13 protein-coding genes are annotated in these 17240 nt (G+C 45.3%); all 13 read right to left on the bottom strand.

Going from position 1 to position 17240, the window contains the following annotated elements; translation table 11 throughout:
* Positions 1-32: 32 nt before the first annotated feature.
* Positions 33-1547, bottom strand: a complete 1515-nt coding sequence (locus TCA2_RS08895) for a DHA2 family efflux MFS transporter permease subunit (RefSeq protein ID WP_047911265.1) — start codon at positions 1545-1547, stop codon at positions 33-35.
* A 9-nt stretch (positions 1548-1556) separates the two neighbouring features.
* Positions 1557-1991, bottom strand: a complete 435-nt coding sequence (locus tag TCA2_RS08890; protein ID WP_047911201.1) for a MarR family winged helix-turn-helix transcriptional regulator — start codon at positions 1989-1991, stop codon at positions 1557-1559.
* Positions 1992-2194: 203 nt separating this feature from the next.
* Positions 2195-2626, bottom strand: a complete 432-nt coding sequence (locus TCA2_RS08885; protein ID WP_047911200.1) for a MarR family winged helix-turn-helix transcriptional regulator — start codon at positions 2624-2626, stop codon at positions 2195-2197.
* Positions 2627-2836: 210 nt separating this feature from the next.
* Complete coding sequence (gyrA, locus tag TCA2_RS08880; protein WP_047911199.1) at positions 2837-5290, bottom strand: DNA gyrase subunit A; 2454 nt, start codon at positions 5288-5290, stop codon at positions 2837-2839.
* A gap of 12 nt (positions 5291-5302) precedes the next feature.
* The gene (parE, locus tag TCA2_RS08875; protein ID WP_047911198.1) at positions 5303-7270 is read right to left on the bottom strand and encodes a DNA topoisomerase IV subunit B; all 1968 of its coding nucleotides are present in this window, start codon (positions 7268-7270) and stop codon (positions 5303-5305) included.
* A gap of 240 nt (positions 7271-7510) precedes the next feature.
* Positions 7511-8500: an ABC transporter permease gene (locus tag TCA2_RS08870; protein WP_047911197.1), complete on the bottom strand. Its 990-nt coding sequence runs from the start codon at positions 8498-8500 to the stop codon at positions 7511-7513.
* On the bottom strand, positions 8493-9458 hold the full coding sequence (locus TCA2_RS08865) for an ABC transporter ATP-binding protein (protein ID WP_047911196.1): 966 nt from the start codon (positions 9456-9458) through the stop codon (positions 8493-8495). Before TCA2_RS08865 ends, TCA2_RS08870 begins: the two co-directional genes overlap by 8 nt.
* Positions 9448-10308, bottom strand: coding sequence for a GDSL-type esterase/lipase family protein (locus tag TCA2_RS08860; protein ID WP_047911195.1), 861 nt, complete (start codon positions 10306-10308; stop codon positions 9448-9450). Before TCA2_RS08860 ends, TCA2_RS08865 begins: the two co-directional genes overlap by 11 nt.
* Positions 10309-10676: 368 nt before the next feature.
* A complete protein-coding gene (locus TCA2_RS08855; protein WP_047911194.1) occupies positions 10677-11444 on the bottom strand; it encodes a CAP domain-containing protein in 768 nt (255 codons plus the stop codon).
* A gap of 298 nt (positions 11445-11742) precedes the next feature.
* Positions 11743-12198, bottom strand: coding sequence for a GNAT family N-acetyltransferase (locus tag TCA2_RS08850; RefSeq protein WP_047911193.1), 456 nt, complete (start codon positions 12196-12198; stop codon positions 11743-11745).
* Positions 12188-13375 carry a formate-dependent phosphoribosylglycinamide formyltransferase gene (purT, locus tag TCA2_RS08845; RefSeq protein WP_047911192.1) on the bottom strand — a complete coding sequence of 396 codons (1188 nt, stop codon included), beginning with the start codon at positions 13373-13375 and terminating at the stop codon, positions 12188-12190. The genes TCA2_RS08850 and purT overlap by 11 nt, the downstream gene beginning before the upstream one ends.
* A 134-nt stretch (positions 13376-13509) precedes the next feature.
* Positions 13510-15363, bottom strand: coding sequence for an ABC transporter ATP-binding protein (locus TCA2_RS08840; protein WP_047911191.1), 1854 nt, complete (start codon positions 15361-15363; stop codon positions 13510-13512).
* Complete coding sequence (locus tag TCA2_RS08835; protein WP_047911190.1) at positions 15356-17131, bottom strand: ABC transporter ATP-binding protein; 1776 nt, start codon at positions 17129-17131, stop codon at positions 15356-15358. The genes TCA2_RS08840 and TCA2_RS08835 overlap by 8 nt, the downstream gene beginning before the upstream one ends.
* Between the last annotated feature and the right edge of the window lie 109 nt (positions 17132-17240).

Below are 17240 nucleotides of genomic sequence, written 5' to 3'. Positions count from 1 at the left end.
GAATCCATGATTTAAGAAATGGATGTATCTAATTACTTGTTATCGCTAGTGCTGACTTCTGCCACTTTCATGGCTACGCCTTTTGCATCCTTCGGTACGGATCGCTTAATAAAGAAGGCGAGAACCAGTGCAACAACGGTAACCCCAGTAGCAATAATAAACGAGAAGTTAATACCGTTGATTTGCGCATCATTTGCTAATTGAAGCATTGCAGCTTGATCCTGTGGATTAATATCTGCCATATGCGTATCCACATAATGAGTCGTACGGTTACTGAATATGGTGATAAAAATAGCTGTTCCGATGGCTCCGAATACGGTACGCAGTGTGTTTAGCATAACCGTTCCGTGAGCATTCAGATTTTGAGGTATATCATTCAAGGCAGCGGTTTGAACCGGCATCATGAGAAGTGACATACCGAACATCCGAAGCGTATACACGATAATCAGCTGTGTATATGATGTATCCATCGTTAACGTGCTGAATTCCCATGTTGTAATAATCGTAATGACTAGACCGATAATACTCAGCCATTTTGCTCCAAATTTATCAAACAAGGAACCGGTGATCGGGGACATGATACCCATAACGATTGCACCTGGAAGCATCAGCAGCCCGGAATCAAGAGCACTGATTCCACGAATCGTTTGCAAATAAATGGGCAGGAGAATCATACCTGAGAACATGGCCATCGTTACGACGATCAGAACCGCTGTGTTCAGCGTGTACATAGAATTCTTGAACACTCTGAACTCGAGCAGTGGATCATCCATCTTGAATTGACGAAGGACAAACACCAATAAGGAGATCGCACCCACAACCAAGCAAGTGATAACGATCGGATCGTTCCAGCCGTTAGAGCCGGCATCACTGAAGCCATACAACAGTCCGCCAAAACCGATTGTTGATAAAATAACCGAAGTAATATCAAGCGTCGGATTGGATACTTCTGTAACATTTTTTACAAACTTCATTCCCACAAGCACGGCGATTACAGCAATTGGGAGAATAATGTAGAATAGCAATTTCCAGCTGTCAAAGGTTTGAACAACCCATCCAGATAATGTAGGGCCGATCGCTGGAGCCAGGATCATGGCAAGACCAATCATCCCCATCGCACGTCCACGCTGTTCAATTGGGAATATATTAAGGATAACAACGGATAACAACGGCATGATAACACCTGCACCTGCTGCCTGAACAATGCGCCCCGTCATAAGGATAGCAAAGGTAGGGCTTAATGCACACAGCAAAGTACCTATTGTAAATAAAGTCATTCCGGTAATGAAAATTTGTCTAGTCGTAAACTTCGCCATCAAATACGCAGTAATGGGGATCAGAACGCCATTGACGAGCATAAAGCCAGTGGATAACCATTGGACTGTTGTTGCACCTACGCTGAGATCCTCCATAATTTTAGGCAAAGCTACGTTAAGTAATGTTTGGTTCAAAAAGGCTACAAACGCACCTAGCAGCATCGCAAATAAGATTGGACCTTTTTTGAATTCGATCGTCTTTCCAGACTGATTTGCAGCAATACTACTCATATTAATCAATCATCTCTCTTTCTCCATCTTTTCAAGCATCAAGGAATGAATACGAAGCAAATTATCGATATCCTCCCTTGGTAAATCCATCATATGAGATACTTTAGACATCCATAGCTCATAGACTCTCTTCTGAACTTCTCTCCCTTTCTCCGTAACCTGAAGCTCCAATGACCTCCGATCATGAAGGCATCTGCCTCTCTCCACAAGCTCAGCCTTAACAAGACGGTCAACGACACCGCTCGTTGTACTGCTGCCCATGTGACAGAGCTCCGCTAATTCAGCCAATCCAATGTTAGGATGCTCAATTAGGATGGATAATACCAGCATTTGAATACGGGTAATCTCCTTCTCCTCTTCCTGCTTCCAGAATAGTCGATGAAAGCTCTGGTTCACTTGACGAAAGGACGAGAATATCTGGTACATCTCATCGTATTCCAGCATGATACTCACCTTTGCTACAAAATAATTATTTTACAAAATATTTCGTATACGAAATATAAGGAGTACAAAGTAATATTATAGACCGATTTTAAAAATAGTCAACACCTTCTATATGTAATTATTTTCTTATCATATATATTGCCCAAACAAAAAAGGAATACGCAGCACGTATCCCTTAGAAAGTTAAAACAGATTCATTTGTATCAAGAGGTTTGCTTCGTTGGAGAGCTTTGGGAAGTGATCTTGGTCAGCAGGTAGACAAGCAGCTGTTGATTGTGTGAAGATATCTTGCCAAGTGTCCCGCTGATAAAATCTTCACGGATAATCATTCCGCGCTGTGCCTCTTGTTTTCCTCTCTCTGTTAATGTGACCCACACAATTCGGCGATCGCGATCGTCTCTGCTGCGAAGGATAAGTTCATTCTTCTCCATACGATCGAGCAGCATCGTAATAGCTGCTGGTGTTGTAGACAGATAAGGAATGAATTCGGACGGCTTCATACGAGGCTGCTCGGACAACAGTTCAAGCACTGTCAGCTGAGCCTCAGTTAGTGCAGGAGCAAGGGCCTGATCCATATGGGCTTTGTAGTCCTTCGTCAGCCTTGCCCATAGTTTGGCGAATTCAGAAGAATGCATCTGTTCTTCTCCCCTCTCTTGTAGAAATTAAGTGCTTGCTTTGATCATTAATTATTTAGCTGATGAATCATTTCGCTCTTTTTAATGCAATTCCTTCCCCATTTTGGCGACTCGACCGGTATCGACGAAGGTTCTTAATCTTTGCAATGTAACGTCAAAAAAAGCCCCTGATGCCGTATTCTGGCGTATCAGAGGCTCTTATGACATATTTTAGGATGACGTATCATCCGCCCGATTATCTATGATCTGTACAATTGAGTCATTCTTCTCTACGCTGACCAGCGCTTTGCCAGTACTTCGCTTATCAGAGATCGGTGCCGATTCTGTAGAAAATCCAAGCATTTTGCCTTGATCTGTCAACGCGAGCAGCCGCAACGGTTCTTTGACATGGTATGCAGCGACGATTTGACTGCCATTCGGCTTAACACGTTTGCCTTCCTTGAACTCGAAGGTGGCAACACCTTTGCCGCCGCGGGATTGCAGCGGATAATCAAGCAGAAGGGATCTCTTTCCATAACCAAGATCCGTTATTGTGAAGATCTCTCCTTCATCCTCATCAACCCATACCGCAGTAACGAGCTCATCCTCGTCTTTTAATTGAATACCTTTCACCCCGCCGGATACACGGCCCATTGTGTTTACTTCATCCTCAAGGAATCTGACACTTTGGCCCAGCTTGGAGACTAGCAGAATGTGCCTTCCTCCCGTACTGAGATGGACACGGATAACCTCATCATTCGCTCCAACCTTGCATGCGGCAACTGCGGAGGAACGCTTGGTCACGTAGTCTTTTAGCGCGGTGCGCTTAATCTGCCCTCTCCGTGTTACAAAGACGAGACTTGCCTCTTCTTGTTCGAAGCTGCGTACCGGTATAATGGTGACGACCCGATCTTCCTTCGATAATGGAATGACGTTAACAATTGCTGTTCCCGGGTCCTTCCATTTGAATTCCGGCACCTGATGAACTGGTAGAAGGTAATATTGCCCCCGCTGTGTAAACACAAGCAAATTATCCAGCGTATTTACATCATAATAAGAAGAGATCACATCGCCTTCAATTACACCCGAGCTGCTCCGGTCTCCCCCTGAACGAGTAAAGGAGAGCTTACTTGTGCGCTTGATGTAACCTTCGTTGGACAATGTCACGAGCACATCCTCCGAATTGACGAGAACCTCAAGATTCACCTTCAGCTCCTCTACCTCTTCCTGAATAGAAGATCGGCGTTCTATTCCGTACTTCTCGCGGATTTCTTTGAGTTCCTTCCGAATGATACTGATGAGCTTCCGATCACTTTCGAGAATACTCCGCAGCTCGGCGACTTTCTTCTGGATCTCATCCAGCTCTTTTTGCAGTGTAGTGATCTCTAGGTTCGTTAGACGATACAGCTGCAACGTAAGAATAGAGTCTGCCTGGCGCTCCGTAAAGCCAAACATCCATTCCAGGTTGTTCTGGGCATCCTGCCGATTCTTGGACGCTTTAATGGCTGCAATAACTTCATCCAAAATGTTAAGGGCTTTAACAAGTCCTTCAAGGACATGCGCCCGGTCCTCGGCTTTTTCGAGATCGTATTGCGTCCGATGGGTCACAACCTCGCGCTGATGTGCAATGTAAGCTTCAAGTATCGGCTTAAGCCCAAGCTGATGAGGCGCTTTATTAACGATAGCCACCATATTGAAGTTATACGTGACCTGAAGATCTGTTTTTTTGAGCAAATAGTTAAGGATCCCTTGGGCATCCGCTTCTTTCTTGAGCTCAACGACAATACGCAAGCCTTCACGCCCGCTCTCGTCACGCACTTCAGCAATACCTTCGATCTTCTTCTCCAGGCGAATCGTTTCCATCGCGGTAACCAGCCGTGACTTAACAACCTGATAAGGAATTTCGGTGATGACAATCTGCTGCTTACCGCCCCGCAAATTTTCGATTTCGGTCTTGGAACGAATATAGATGCGGCCCTTGCCTGTACGATAGGCGTCCAGAATTCCACTTCCGCCCATAATGATACCGCCTGTTGGAAAGTCCGGTCCTTTGATGAAGGTCATAATTTCTTCAAGAGAGATGGAAGGCTTCTCCATAACAGCAATACATGCATCAATCACTTCTCTTAAATTATGTGTCGGAATCTCTGTAGCGAAGCCAGACGAGATCCCGCTTGCCCCATTCACAAGCAGATTCGGAAAACGGGATGGGAGAACAACGGGTTCTTTGGCCGTGTTATCGAAATTGTCTTTAAATAGAACTGTACGCTTCTCAATGTCGCGTAGAATTTCCATAGCAATTGGTGATAAACGTGCTTCGGTATAGCGCATTGCTGCCGCCGGATCATCATCCTGTGAGCCCCAGTTTCCATGTCCGTCGATAAGCACATGTCCCATCTTCCAAGGCTGCGCCATACGCACCATTCCCTCATAGATGGAGGAATCCCCGTGGGGATGATAATTACCCATGACATCACCGACAGTTTTCGCAGATTTGCGGTACGGTTTGTCAGGCGTATTGTTTGAATCGTACATGGCATACAAGATACGACGCTGAACTGGCTTGAGACCATCACGCACATCAGGTATCGCCCGATCCTGAATAATGTATTTAGAATAACGACCGAATCGATCGCCTACCACTTCTTCTAGAAATGCCGGTAAAAACTGTTCAGATAAACTCATTCAAAGCACCTTCTATTCTTCGTACTCTGTAAAATCTACGTTTTCAACGATCCAGCGCTTACGCGGATCAACCTTATCACCCATTAATGTGGTTACTCTTCTTTCGGCCTTGGCTGCATCTTCAATCTTCACCTGCAGTAAGGTACGAGTATCCGGATCCATCGTCGTCTCCCACAGCTGCTCCGGATTCATCTCTCCTAGACCTTTATAACGCTGTAACTCATAATTTTTGCCGAATTCCTTCAGGTAAATTTGCAGTTGATCGTCCGTAAATGCATAGCGCACCGTTTCAAGCTTGCCGGTCTTGCGGCTGATCTTATATAGAGGAGGCTGTGCAATATACACCTTGCCTGCATCAATAAGTGGCTTCATATAGCGATAAAAGAATGTTAGCAATAATACCTGAATATGCGCGCCGTCTGTATCCGCATCCGTCATAATAATGATCTTGGAGTAATTGCTGTCTTCTACAGCAAACTCAGTGCCGATTCCTGCACCGATGGCAGACATGATCGCCCGGTATTCTTCGTTCTTCATAATATCGGCCAGCTTCGCCTTCTCCGGATTCATCGGCTTGCCCTTGAGCGGTAAAATAGCCTGAATCTTGGAATCACGTCCTTGCTTCGCTGAGCCGCCGGCAGAATCACCTTCAACGATAAACAGCTCATTACGAGAGTAATCTTTGGACTGTGCCGGTGTCAGCTTACCGCCCAGATTAGAGCTTTCGCTCCGTTTCTTACCGGATCGCATATCGTCTCTCGCTTTACGGGCCGCTTCTCTCGCTCTGGAAGCCTGAACTGCCTTCTTAATCAACGTCTGTGCAACCTGCGGATTCTCTTCGAGAAAACGCTGCATGCTCTCGGTAACAACCTGGTCCACTGTACTGCGGGCTGACGCACTGCCGAGCTGGTCTTTGGTCTGGCCAACAAACTCTACTTCGGACATTTTCACACTGATGACAGCCATCATGCCTTCGCGGAGGTCGTTACCCTCCAAATTTTTGTCTTTTTCCTTAATCATGCTCGTACGCCGCGCATATTCATTCATGATTCGCGTATAGGCCGTCTTAAAGCCGGTTTCATGTGTTCCGCCGCCGCGTGTAGGTATAGAGTTAACGAACGATACAATCGTTTCGGTATATCCTGCGTTATACTGGATTGCAATTTCGACTTCGATATCCTCTTTTTCTGCATTGAAATGGATGACATCTGTCAGAAGATCCTTGCCTTCATTCAGATAGGCGACGAATTGACTTGCCCCACCTTCGTAGTAATACTCGTCTTGATTGCCGCTGCGCTCATCCTTAAGCACAATTCGCAGCCCTGAGTTCAGGAATGCGATCTCCTGCAGACGCTCAGCCAGTGTATCGTAGCTTAACGAGATACCAGATTTAAACACTTTGATGTCCGGCTTGAATCTTACCTTGGTACCGGTTTGCCGTGTGTTACCCATGACTTCAAGACCCGTAACCGGCTCCCCGACATGCTCCGTTCCCTTCTTATCTACCCAGTATTCAAAGCGCTGCCGGTGAATCTTACCCTCTCGATAAATTTCTACCTCCAGGAACTCGGATAAAGCGTTCGTTACCGAGGCGCCGACACCATGGAGACCACCGGATTTTTTGTAACCGCCTCCGCCAAACTTTCCGCCTGCGTGCAGTATCGTATACACGACCTGGGGCGTAGGAATTCCTGTCTTGTGCATCCCTGTCGGAATGCCTCGTCCATTATCCTGCACCGTAACAGATGCGTCTTTATGTAGCGTAATTTCAATCTTGTCACAGTATTTTGCTAAATGCTCATCGACAGCGTTGTCGACAATTTCCCAGACTAAATGATGTAAGCCAGAGCTACTTGTGCTGCCAATGTACATACCCGGTCTTTTTCGTACAGCGACAAGTCCCTCCAGCACTTGAATGTCGTCTGCTCCATAACCGGTATTCCTGGATACGTCAGCAGATAGATCCATCTCTTGGGTCATGAATGCTCCCCCTCTTATGCCTTCACTCTTCATGAATGATCACACTTTTAAAATTTATTTAGATAAATGAATCAATTTCATAATACCTTTAGCTGCTTCAATCAAGGGTATATATCGTTTCAAATTCACCTTTTTAATGATTTATGAAATTGATAGAGATAAAGAACGAATAAAGTTGTCTTCAAGCTATGCTGTTCTCAGCTTAAAAATGCAAACAGATGTTTCTTATCCTTGTCCATTTTAATTCAAGATATCCCGTTTCGTAAAGACAAGGAATGAAACAACCAGTGAACTTATCCCCCATACACTCAGTACACAGAGCGAAAATAGAAGCGTCATGCCTTCTATTGGCGGCAAATTCCCGGCTAAATAACCAGTCAGATTTAAATTTACCATGAATAAATATTTTGCGCTGTCCCAAGAGGAGGCCATATTCGTCAATATTGTGCCGGCGATCAGTGCGGCCATCATAATGACGATGCTTGCGGATGTGCTTTTTACAAGGGTAGATACCATAAAGGACAGCACTGCCACAATGATACTGACAAACCATATCAATCCGGACTGCATCAGCAGATACTCCCACTGCTCCACCGCATGCACTTTGCTCATATCCACATCAGAGCCATGAATCTGAAACCCGGTAAAGATGGGGAAGGTAAAGCCCTTAAATCCGAAAAACAGACCTGAAATAAGATAACAAATGACAAATACAGCAAGAACAATAAGCGATACAAACATCAGCAGTGTGATTAGTTTGCTCAGCAGAACCTTCCAACGCTTGACGGGTCTTGTAAGCAGCATCTTAATCGTCCCCGTCGTCCTCTCGCCGGATACGAGATCAGAAGCCATGGCAACCACAAGCAGAGGAATAAACAAATTGATGGAATTGTTCATGAACTCTCTCGTAAACGTGACTCCGCTCGGTTCATTCGGATTGATATCGTGATCTAAATAGTACTGAAGCTGTTGAATGTATATTCGCCGATATTGCTTCCACTCTTCCGGCACACGATCACTGCCTAGTGAATTCTGATTATCCGTGATTGCCTGCTGCATTTCAAGCCGCCAGTCATGCCCGAACTTTTCACGTTTTGTTTCAGCTTCTCTCATCTGCGCGTACGTAAACATCGGCGTTAATACGACTAATACCAGCAGAATGACATAAAACCTCTTTTTCTTGATCATTTTAATTACTTCATTTCGAACAAGAGGCAGCACACTATTCAAACAATTCACCTTCTGTCATCTTCAAAAATAATTGTTCGAGCGTAGGATTTACTTTTTGTACTCCTTCTACTTGAATTCCGGCACGCACCATAGTTCTTACCAGATCCGGAATCAGACCTTCGGGCATTTCCGTAATAATGGCGTTATTGCCCAGGCTTGCCGTCAAAGTATCATCCAGCATGCTCGTATCCGCAAGCTCTCTAACCTGCGGATGGCTGAGCAGCCAGCGGACCCCTTCTTCCCTGGGAGATAAATGCCAGATCGTAATATTGCTGTGATCCTCAATGAGCTCATCAACCTTGCCTACTGTAAGAATCTCTCCGTTACTTATAATCGCAACTCTATCACACATAAGCTGAATCTCGCTAAGCAAATGGCTGCTGACAAACACTGCAAGTCCTTCATCCGCAAGCTTGCGTATAAAAGCTCTGAGCTCCTTGATCCCCTTTGGATCAAGTCCATTGGTCGGCTCATCCAGAATTAACAGCTTCGGATCACCAAGAAGGGCTTGGGCAATGCCCAGTCTCTGTCTCATGCCAAGAGAATATGTACTGACTTTCTCGTGAATTCGCTGATCAAGACCCACAATATGGGCAACTTCATTAATGCGTTCTTCGGTAATACCTGGCTGCATTCTCGCAAAATGCTCTAAATTTTCATATCCGGTCAGGTAGGAGTACATTTCTGGATTCTCCACGATGGAGCCTACATACTTCAGCGCTTGCTCCGGTTGTCGATGCACAGAATATCCGCATACACTCACTACTCCCTTCGTGGGCTTGATCAAGTCCACCAGCATACGAATCGTCGTAGTCTTCCCTGCTCCATTGGGACCTAGGAAGCCGAATACTTCTCCAGCACGAACCTCAAATGAAACATCCTTGATAATCCACTTTTTCTTAATCTTCTTCTTTAAGTGCTCAACTGACAACACAATCTCACTCGTATTATTCGTCATCTGACTCCACCCTTTGACCATGTACATCATGAATTCCCAGCACTTCAATGATCCGTTCAGCGATTTCCTCATATCCCTGTGCATTGGGATGAAAATGATCGGAAGCCAGCAATTGCGGAACACTATGCTCAAATAGATCAAACGTTTCCGCCATCATCATCTGATCATCTGTATTAATAAGCTGCAGCGCCTGACTATTCCAAGCAGATACCACGGTATTACCCAGCAGCTTCATATCAGGCAAATCACTGAAGGGATTATATAAACCCACATATACGATCCAGGCTTCTGGATTAATATCCGCAATTTTTCGTAAAATTTCTTTGAGATTCGTTGTCGCAGCCGGCAAAGTATCATACAGCTCTTCAGCATCAGGCAGCTCAGCTGCTCCCTCTTCATACGCCTCAGCTGCCTTGAATAAGTCATTGCCTCCAATGGACAGCAGAATTAAATTAGATTGCTTTAATACGTACTGTACTCCCGTCTCATCCAGCTGCGGCAGCAGCCCTTCTGTAGTCAAACCATTAATGGCCAGATTGGCTGTAACTCGAACCTCATTCTCTTCATCCTGCAGCATTCCAACCACACGTCGAATAAAGCCTTTACCATCGTCATCTCCGGTTCCCTTCGCAAGAGAATCTCCAATGGCTGCTACTTTTATTTCTGCACTTTGCTCCAGCGGCGCTGCCAACGGTACTTCACGATCTGCCCCTTCATCTTCCATAAGTACGGTATTCCCCGATGGAGCGATAATATCCTGCACCGCCAAGACAAAACCGGTGACAAGAATAATGGTCACTATCATTGAAGCAGTACTTACAATTGCCCATATTTTTGTTGAAGATTTCACAAGGACCTTCCCTCCACAACAATTTATTCATCATATTCCTGATAAAAAGTACTTAATGAGGTTATATGCAAAAACCGGATTATTAGGATCGTCCAAATTCACTCTAAATTTACAACCCGAAAATGAATTATTTTCATATTGTAAAAGCGTTCTAATGATAAACATAAAACTTCAGGCCTCGATTTGCAAATAATCACCAAAAAAAAGAACCTCCGGTTACGGAGATCCCAAAACAACAGCATAATATGTTTGCACCTAAAAAATATGGCATTTTGCTTGAGATGACTTAAGGGTCATTTAAAGCCTTACTAACTGAATCAATTTCATATTACCTTGATAATGCGTTATGAAATTCATTTGACAAAAACTTATTTTCCGACAAATTCCTGAGCCCAGTAACCATTCACATACCCTACACCAATAAGTGTAAAGTTTTTGTTCATGATGTTGGCTTTGTGTCCAGGACTGTTCATCCATGCTTTAACTACTTCAGCAGGTGTTTTTTGCCCTTTGGCAATGTTCTCACCAGCATAGCTGTAGCTGATACCGAAAGTCTTCATCATATCGAATGGAGAACCGTAAGTTGGAGATGTGTGACTGAAGTAATTGTTGTCACTCATGTCCTTCGCTTTCGCTACGGCCATTTTTGTCAGATTCGTATGAATTGTAAGTGGTTTGAGACCACCTGCTGCACGTTCCTTGTTAACCAAGGCAACAACTTCCTTCGCATATGCGGAGACAACAGAGCTGGAGTCTGTAGAAGTGTTACCAGAGCCAGAATTGGAACCAGTGTTAGATCCCGTATTGGAACCAGTGTTAGATCCGGTGTTAGATCCGTTGCTAGATCCTGTTTCAGATCCAGTATTCGAGCCTGTGTTAGATCCTGTATCCGGTTTTTGAGTTGTGTTACCACCAACGGTAATGACTTTCCCGCCGATCGTAATCGTGTTACCATCAACCTTCACGTCATGACCATTTTCCTTAAGGAAATCTAAAATGGATTGCTGATAGCTTTCGAGCTTATCCTTAGCTGGAGAAGCGGAAGCTACACCAGCGCCTGGCAGAAGCATTCCTGCTGCAAGAACTGCACTCAAGCTACCAGCGATGACTGTTTTCTTAATAGACGATCTCTTCAAAAATATCAGCTCCTAGTTATGAAATATTACAATTTTGTAACTGGTATGTTTAGGATTATAACAGCACTTTTTCGATTTGTTAACCCATAAATTTTGGTAAAGGTTAAATTTACGTAACCAAAATGTAATAATTCCGACAGCTTGAACGATTCCATTCTGCTAGATTTACACTCTTCACTTCATAGTTTTGACCTGCGTAAAATGCGGAAACAAAAAAACCTAACGATCAGAGATCGTTAGGTTAAGTTAGCAGTGTCTTATTAGAGACCTGCCTGACATATAATATGATCTATTCGGATTACAGCTTCTTGCTGAACCGGTATCCATGTTTCGTAAAGCCAAGATGCTCATAAAAACTGTAAGACGGCTTATGCTGCTCTCGATTGCCCTCGATAATAAGCAGTTTCTGACTGCCGTGCTCGCTTGCCCAAGATTCCGCATATTCCAAAAGTCTACGGCCAATACCTTCTCCGCGATGCGCTTTGCATACAATCAAAGATGTAATTTGTGCCGCTTGTTCTGGATCTGAATGCGTTTGAACACACTGCAGACCTAGCATTCCTACAACCTCTCCATCCATTTCCGCCACCAGCATACAGGTATTATCATTCACCTGGGCAGATTCAATCCTCTCCCGCATAACTCCTGGCGTCGTTGGATAGCTGACCTCATGCATGAGATGTGTAACACACTCTGCATCCTGCTTCTCACATGAGCGAATGGTCAGAACTGGGGCTTCTACATTACTTAACATGGTTTACCTCCACTTTCAGCAAATTTGCGGCCTGTGTTGCCGTTTGGCGTGCTTCTTCTACACTGCTGGCTGCACTGAGTGCAACAGCCATTCTTCTTCCAACCTTCGTCTCAGGCTTGCCAAATATACGAACCTGGGTACGAGGCAGAGCGAGTGCTTCCGGAACACCTTGAATCATATAAGATGCTGTAATTTCATCTGCCTTCAGCGTTGCAGACGCTCCGGGTGTCAATAGTTCAACACCGGTCACCGGAAAACCGAGAACTGCTCTTACGTGAAGGGCAAATTCCGATAAATCTTGCGTAACCATCGTTACCATCCCTGTATCATGCGGCCGAGGAGAAACTTCACTGAATATGACTCCTTCTCTTGTCAAGAAGAGTTCTACGCCAAACAATCCATATCCACCAAGCTCGTCTGTAATACGCTTAGCGATTTGCTGTGCTTGGATCAGCTGTTCCTCGTTCATGAAATGGGGCTGCCAAGATTCTACATAATCTCCATCCTTCTGTATGTGTCCAATGGGAGGACAAAATACAGTACCAGATGAGGAACGAACCGTAAGCAGCGTGATCTCGCTCTCAAATTCAACAAAAGCTTCTACAATGACACGTGTTGCAATAGCCCTGGCTCCTTCTAGTGCAGCATTCCAGCTTGCTGACGCCTCCTCTGGAGCACGGCATACCGTTTGTCCCTTGCCAGAAGAGCTCATAAGTGGTTTGACAACACAAGGTGTACCGAGTTCTTGAACTGCCTTCTCTAGTTCTTCCAGACTATCTGCAAAACGATAGGCTGCCGTAGGCAAGCCCAGCTCTTCAGCTGCTAACCGGCGTATACCTTCACGATCCATTGTAAGTCTAGTTGCTCTTGCAGTAGGTACAACCCGAAATCCCTCTTGTTCAAGCTCTAGGAGTGCCTCTGTGGCGATCGCCTCGATCTCGGGAATGATAAAATCAGGCTGCTCCTTTCGAATCAAATCTTTGAGTGCTTCTGCATTCAGCATGTCAATACAGTAGGACCTATGGGCGACCTGCATTGCAGGAGCATGGTCGTAGCGATCAACTGCAATTGTCTCTACACCCAGTCTTTGTGCCTCTATAACGACTTCTTTGCCCAGTTCACCGCTGCCAAGCAGCAGCATTTTTTTGGTTTCTGCCGAAAAAGGAGCACCCCACATTTTCTCTCTAATCCCCCTACCTGAGAAATCTATATCTATTTCTCTATTTTCGGGGAACTTGAGACATAATGCAAGAGTGCTCGACTTATTTCTTGTGAATATTACATGGAAATTTTAAATTTCGCGAATAAAATTTACAAAAATCTGAATTGGGCTTCGATCAAGCCATTGTAAATCCCTTGTTTTTGGATAAGTTGTTCATGATTTCCTTGCTCCTTAATTTCACCATGATCAAGCACGATAATGTTATCTGCATTGCGAATGGTGGACAAGCGATGGGCTACCATGAACGATGTTCTTCCTTCAAGTAATACCTTCAGTGCATCTTGAATCTTAAGCTCGGTTTCGGTATCGATGCTCGCTGTCGCTTCATCGAGTATGAGTATCCGAGGATCCGCAAGGAGTGCCCTTGCGAAGGACAGCAGCTGTCTCTGTCCCATGGAGAGAACATTGCCTCGCTCCTCCACTTCCGTTTCGTAGCCTCCAGGCAGTTTCATGATGAATTCATGTGCATTGACGGCTTTGGCCGCTGCCTCGACTTCCTTGTCTGTCGCATCCAATCGTCCGAACCTGATATTATCACGGATCGTGCCTGAGAATATAAACGTGTCCTGCAGCACAATACCAATCTGACTCCGCAGGCTTCGGATTGTAATATCCCGGATATTGTACCCGTCAATCGTCAGCCTGCCATCTGTTACATCATAGAAACGGCTCAGCAGATTAATGATCGTACTCTTCCCTGATCCGGTATGACCAACAAGAGCGATCGACTGACCTGCCTCGACATCAAGATCAATTCCTTTGAGAGCCTGCCGTCCCTTCTCATATTCAAATATGACGTTCTCAAACTTGATATTGCCTTGGATCTTCGGAATCGGCTTCGCTCCTGGTTTGTCAGCGATGCCCGGCTCCTCATCCATGAATTCAAAAATACGCTCAGATGATGCCATCGCCACAAGAAGCTGATTGTACATTTGGCCCAAGCGGTTGATCGGATCCCAGAAGTTGCCGACGTAGTTGGCAAAGGCGACAAGAAGCCCGATGGTCAGCTCCCCTTCTTGAATCAAATAAGCACCAAACCAGAACAAAATGAGGGAACCCACTCCGCCCGTAATTTCAATCAGTGGACCAAACGCTTGGTTCATCGTCGAAGCGCGGTTCCAGGATTTACGGCTCGTCATGTTCATTTGATCAAAGAACTTCATGTTCTCTTCTTCTTGCGTGTAAGCTTGGGTTACGCGAATGCCTTGAATAGATTCATTCAAGTGCGAGTTGATACGCGAGTTCTTCATACGCACATCCTGCCATGCCCGCCGAATCTTCACCCGTAATTTCGTAGAAATAAAGAACATGAGCGGTACCGTCAGAACGACGGCCAGACCCAGCTTCCAGTTAATAAACATCAGAATGACTATAATTCCGACGAGCTGAACACAGTCAATCAGCAGGTTGACTACCCCGTTCGTAAACAGATCCTGAAGCGAGTTAATGTCGTTTGTAATCCGGACCATAACCGAGCCCGCCGGCCGTTTATCAAAAAACGAGAAGGAAAGCTTCTGAATATGCTTGAACAGATCCGATCTTAGATCGTAAATTACCCGCTGCCCAATAATATTCGTATATTTGATCCGGATTGTGGCTGCTCCCCATTGGATAATATAGAGAAGCAGGATTCCACCTGCGATCCAATACAGCAGCGTCAGACTCGGACTGCTTCCATCCGTGGGTGCGATCGCTCTGTCGATAGCCAGACTGGTAAGATAAGGAACGGTCAATTTTGTAACTGTTCCTAGCACCATCATGACAATAACGATCGGAAGCAGCTGTTTGGCGTAAGGTTTCATGTAGGAAAAGAGTCGTGAAAACTGACCCCAGTTAAATGGTTTTTCAATAACTTCATCGTCTTGATAAACAAAACGCTCCTGCGCTTTCTTCTCATTCACACCTGGAATGTTTTGTTTTTCGACAGCTGCATCGTTACTCATGTGTCACCTGCTTTCCAGGCGCCCGTTTAATGCGGGCAATATGATCTGCGTATTGAATATGATATACATCTTGATATTGTCCAGGAGAGCTGATGAGCTCTTCATGTGTGCCCCGCTGAACGACACGGCCTTCATTTAGCACAAGGATCTCATCCGCATGACGCAGCGAAGATATACGATGGGCGATAATAAAGGTCGTTCTTCCCCGCATCACTTCCTGGAATCCGGACTGAATTTCATGCTCTGTTTCCATATCCACCGCACTGGTTGCATCATCGAGGACAAGAATCTTCGGATTCAGCAGCAGCGCTCTTGCGATGGCGATCCGCTGTTTCTGTCCTCCGGACAGCCCCATTCCGCGTTCACCAACAACAGTATCGTAGCCTAACGGCATCTCCATGATGAAATCATGGGCTTTTGCCAGCTTGGATACACGAATAATTTCATCCATCGACACATCCTTCATGCCGTAGGAAATGTTATTACGGATACTGGACGAGAACAAGAAGGTTTCTTGAAAGACCGCCGCAATCTGACTACGCAAGCTTTTGATATTCATGTCGTTAATGTCTATTCCATCAATCTTAATCGTTCCACTCGAAATGTTGTAGGCACGCATAAGCAGCTGGATAATCGTCGATTTGCCTGATCCGGTGCCGCCTAGGAAGCCGACCACTGTCCCTGGAGGTGCATCCAGATTGATATCCACAACAGCAGGAATTTTGTTACCGTAGGCAAACGTAACATGATCGAAGGTGACATGCCCTTTGACATGCTCCGGCACCAGTGTGATAGGATCTTCTCCATCCTGTACGTCAATTGGCTGGTTTAGCAGCTCCAGCACCCGCTCACCAGATGCTTTGGACTGGGTATAGTTATTGATATGAAATCCGATGTTCCACATCGGTCCGATTATGTACCAAATTAAACTAAAGAAAGCAACAAGCTCACCTAGTGTCAGCTCCTGATGGATGACGAGTCTTCCTCCGATGACAAGCAGCAGAACTACGCTGAGGGATGCCAGCAGCTCCATAACTGGGAAGAACTTGGCCCACAGTGAGGAGGCGAAGATTTGATTCGATTTGTAGCGTTCGTTGCGAAGAGAGAACTTATCTACCTCGTAAGGCTCTCGGGCAAAGGATTTAACGGTACGTACTCCGGTAATGTTCTCTTGGACAGCGGTTGTCAAAGAGCTCATAGCCAGCCGCATTTCCTGAAATGCGGGGTGAATCTGGGTTTCAAATTTCAAGGCGACAATGACCAGCACAGGCATAAAAATAAGGGTAAGTAATGTCAGCTGCCAGTTGATGGAGATCATCATAATCGCACCAAAGACCACCATAAGCACCATATTGAGAATCTGGGCAAATCCAAATCCAATAAAGTTACGAATTGCCTCCAAGTCTCCGGTTAGGCGTGACATCAGGTCACCTGTCTTGGCGGTATCATAGTAACGGAAGGACAAGAATTGCAGCTTCTCATAGCATGCATTCCGAAGACGATACGCCAGGTAGTTCCCTAGTCTTGCACCAAAAAATCCGTGTAAAAATTGAAATGATGCTTTGATGATCACTACGCCTAGTACCGATAGGGCAAGCATGGGAACGTATTCATAATTCCCGGGGGTAATGACATCATCAATCAGCACGCGTAGAAGGTTCGGGTACACGAGCCCGAGTGCAGTGGCAATGGCCAAACAAAAAATAGACATAAACATCAAATTCCGTTTGGACCAGAAGAAGCCCTGCAGCTGCCTGAGAACATCCATGTTTCTCCTCCTCAAAAATCTTACTCATCTTGTATAAAATCTTATGAACATTAATGAAGTTTATCACCGGCTTAAAACCCCGGCAAAGCGAAAAAGACCTCATTTTCAG

It is taken from the genome of Paenibacillus sp. TCA20, from assembly GCF_000732325.1.
Lineage (GTDB): Bacteria > Bacillota > Bacilli > Paenibacillales > Paenibacillaceae > Paenibacillus > Paenibacillus urinalis.
This window is presented reverse-complemented; position numbering and strand designations above follow the sequence as displayed.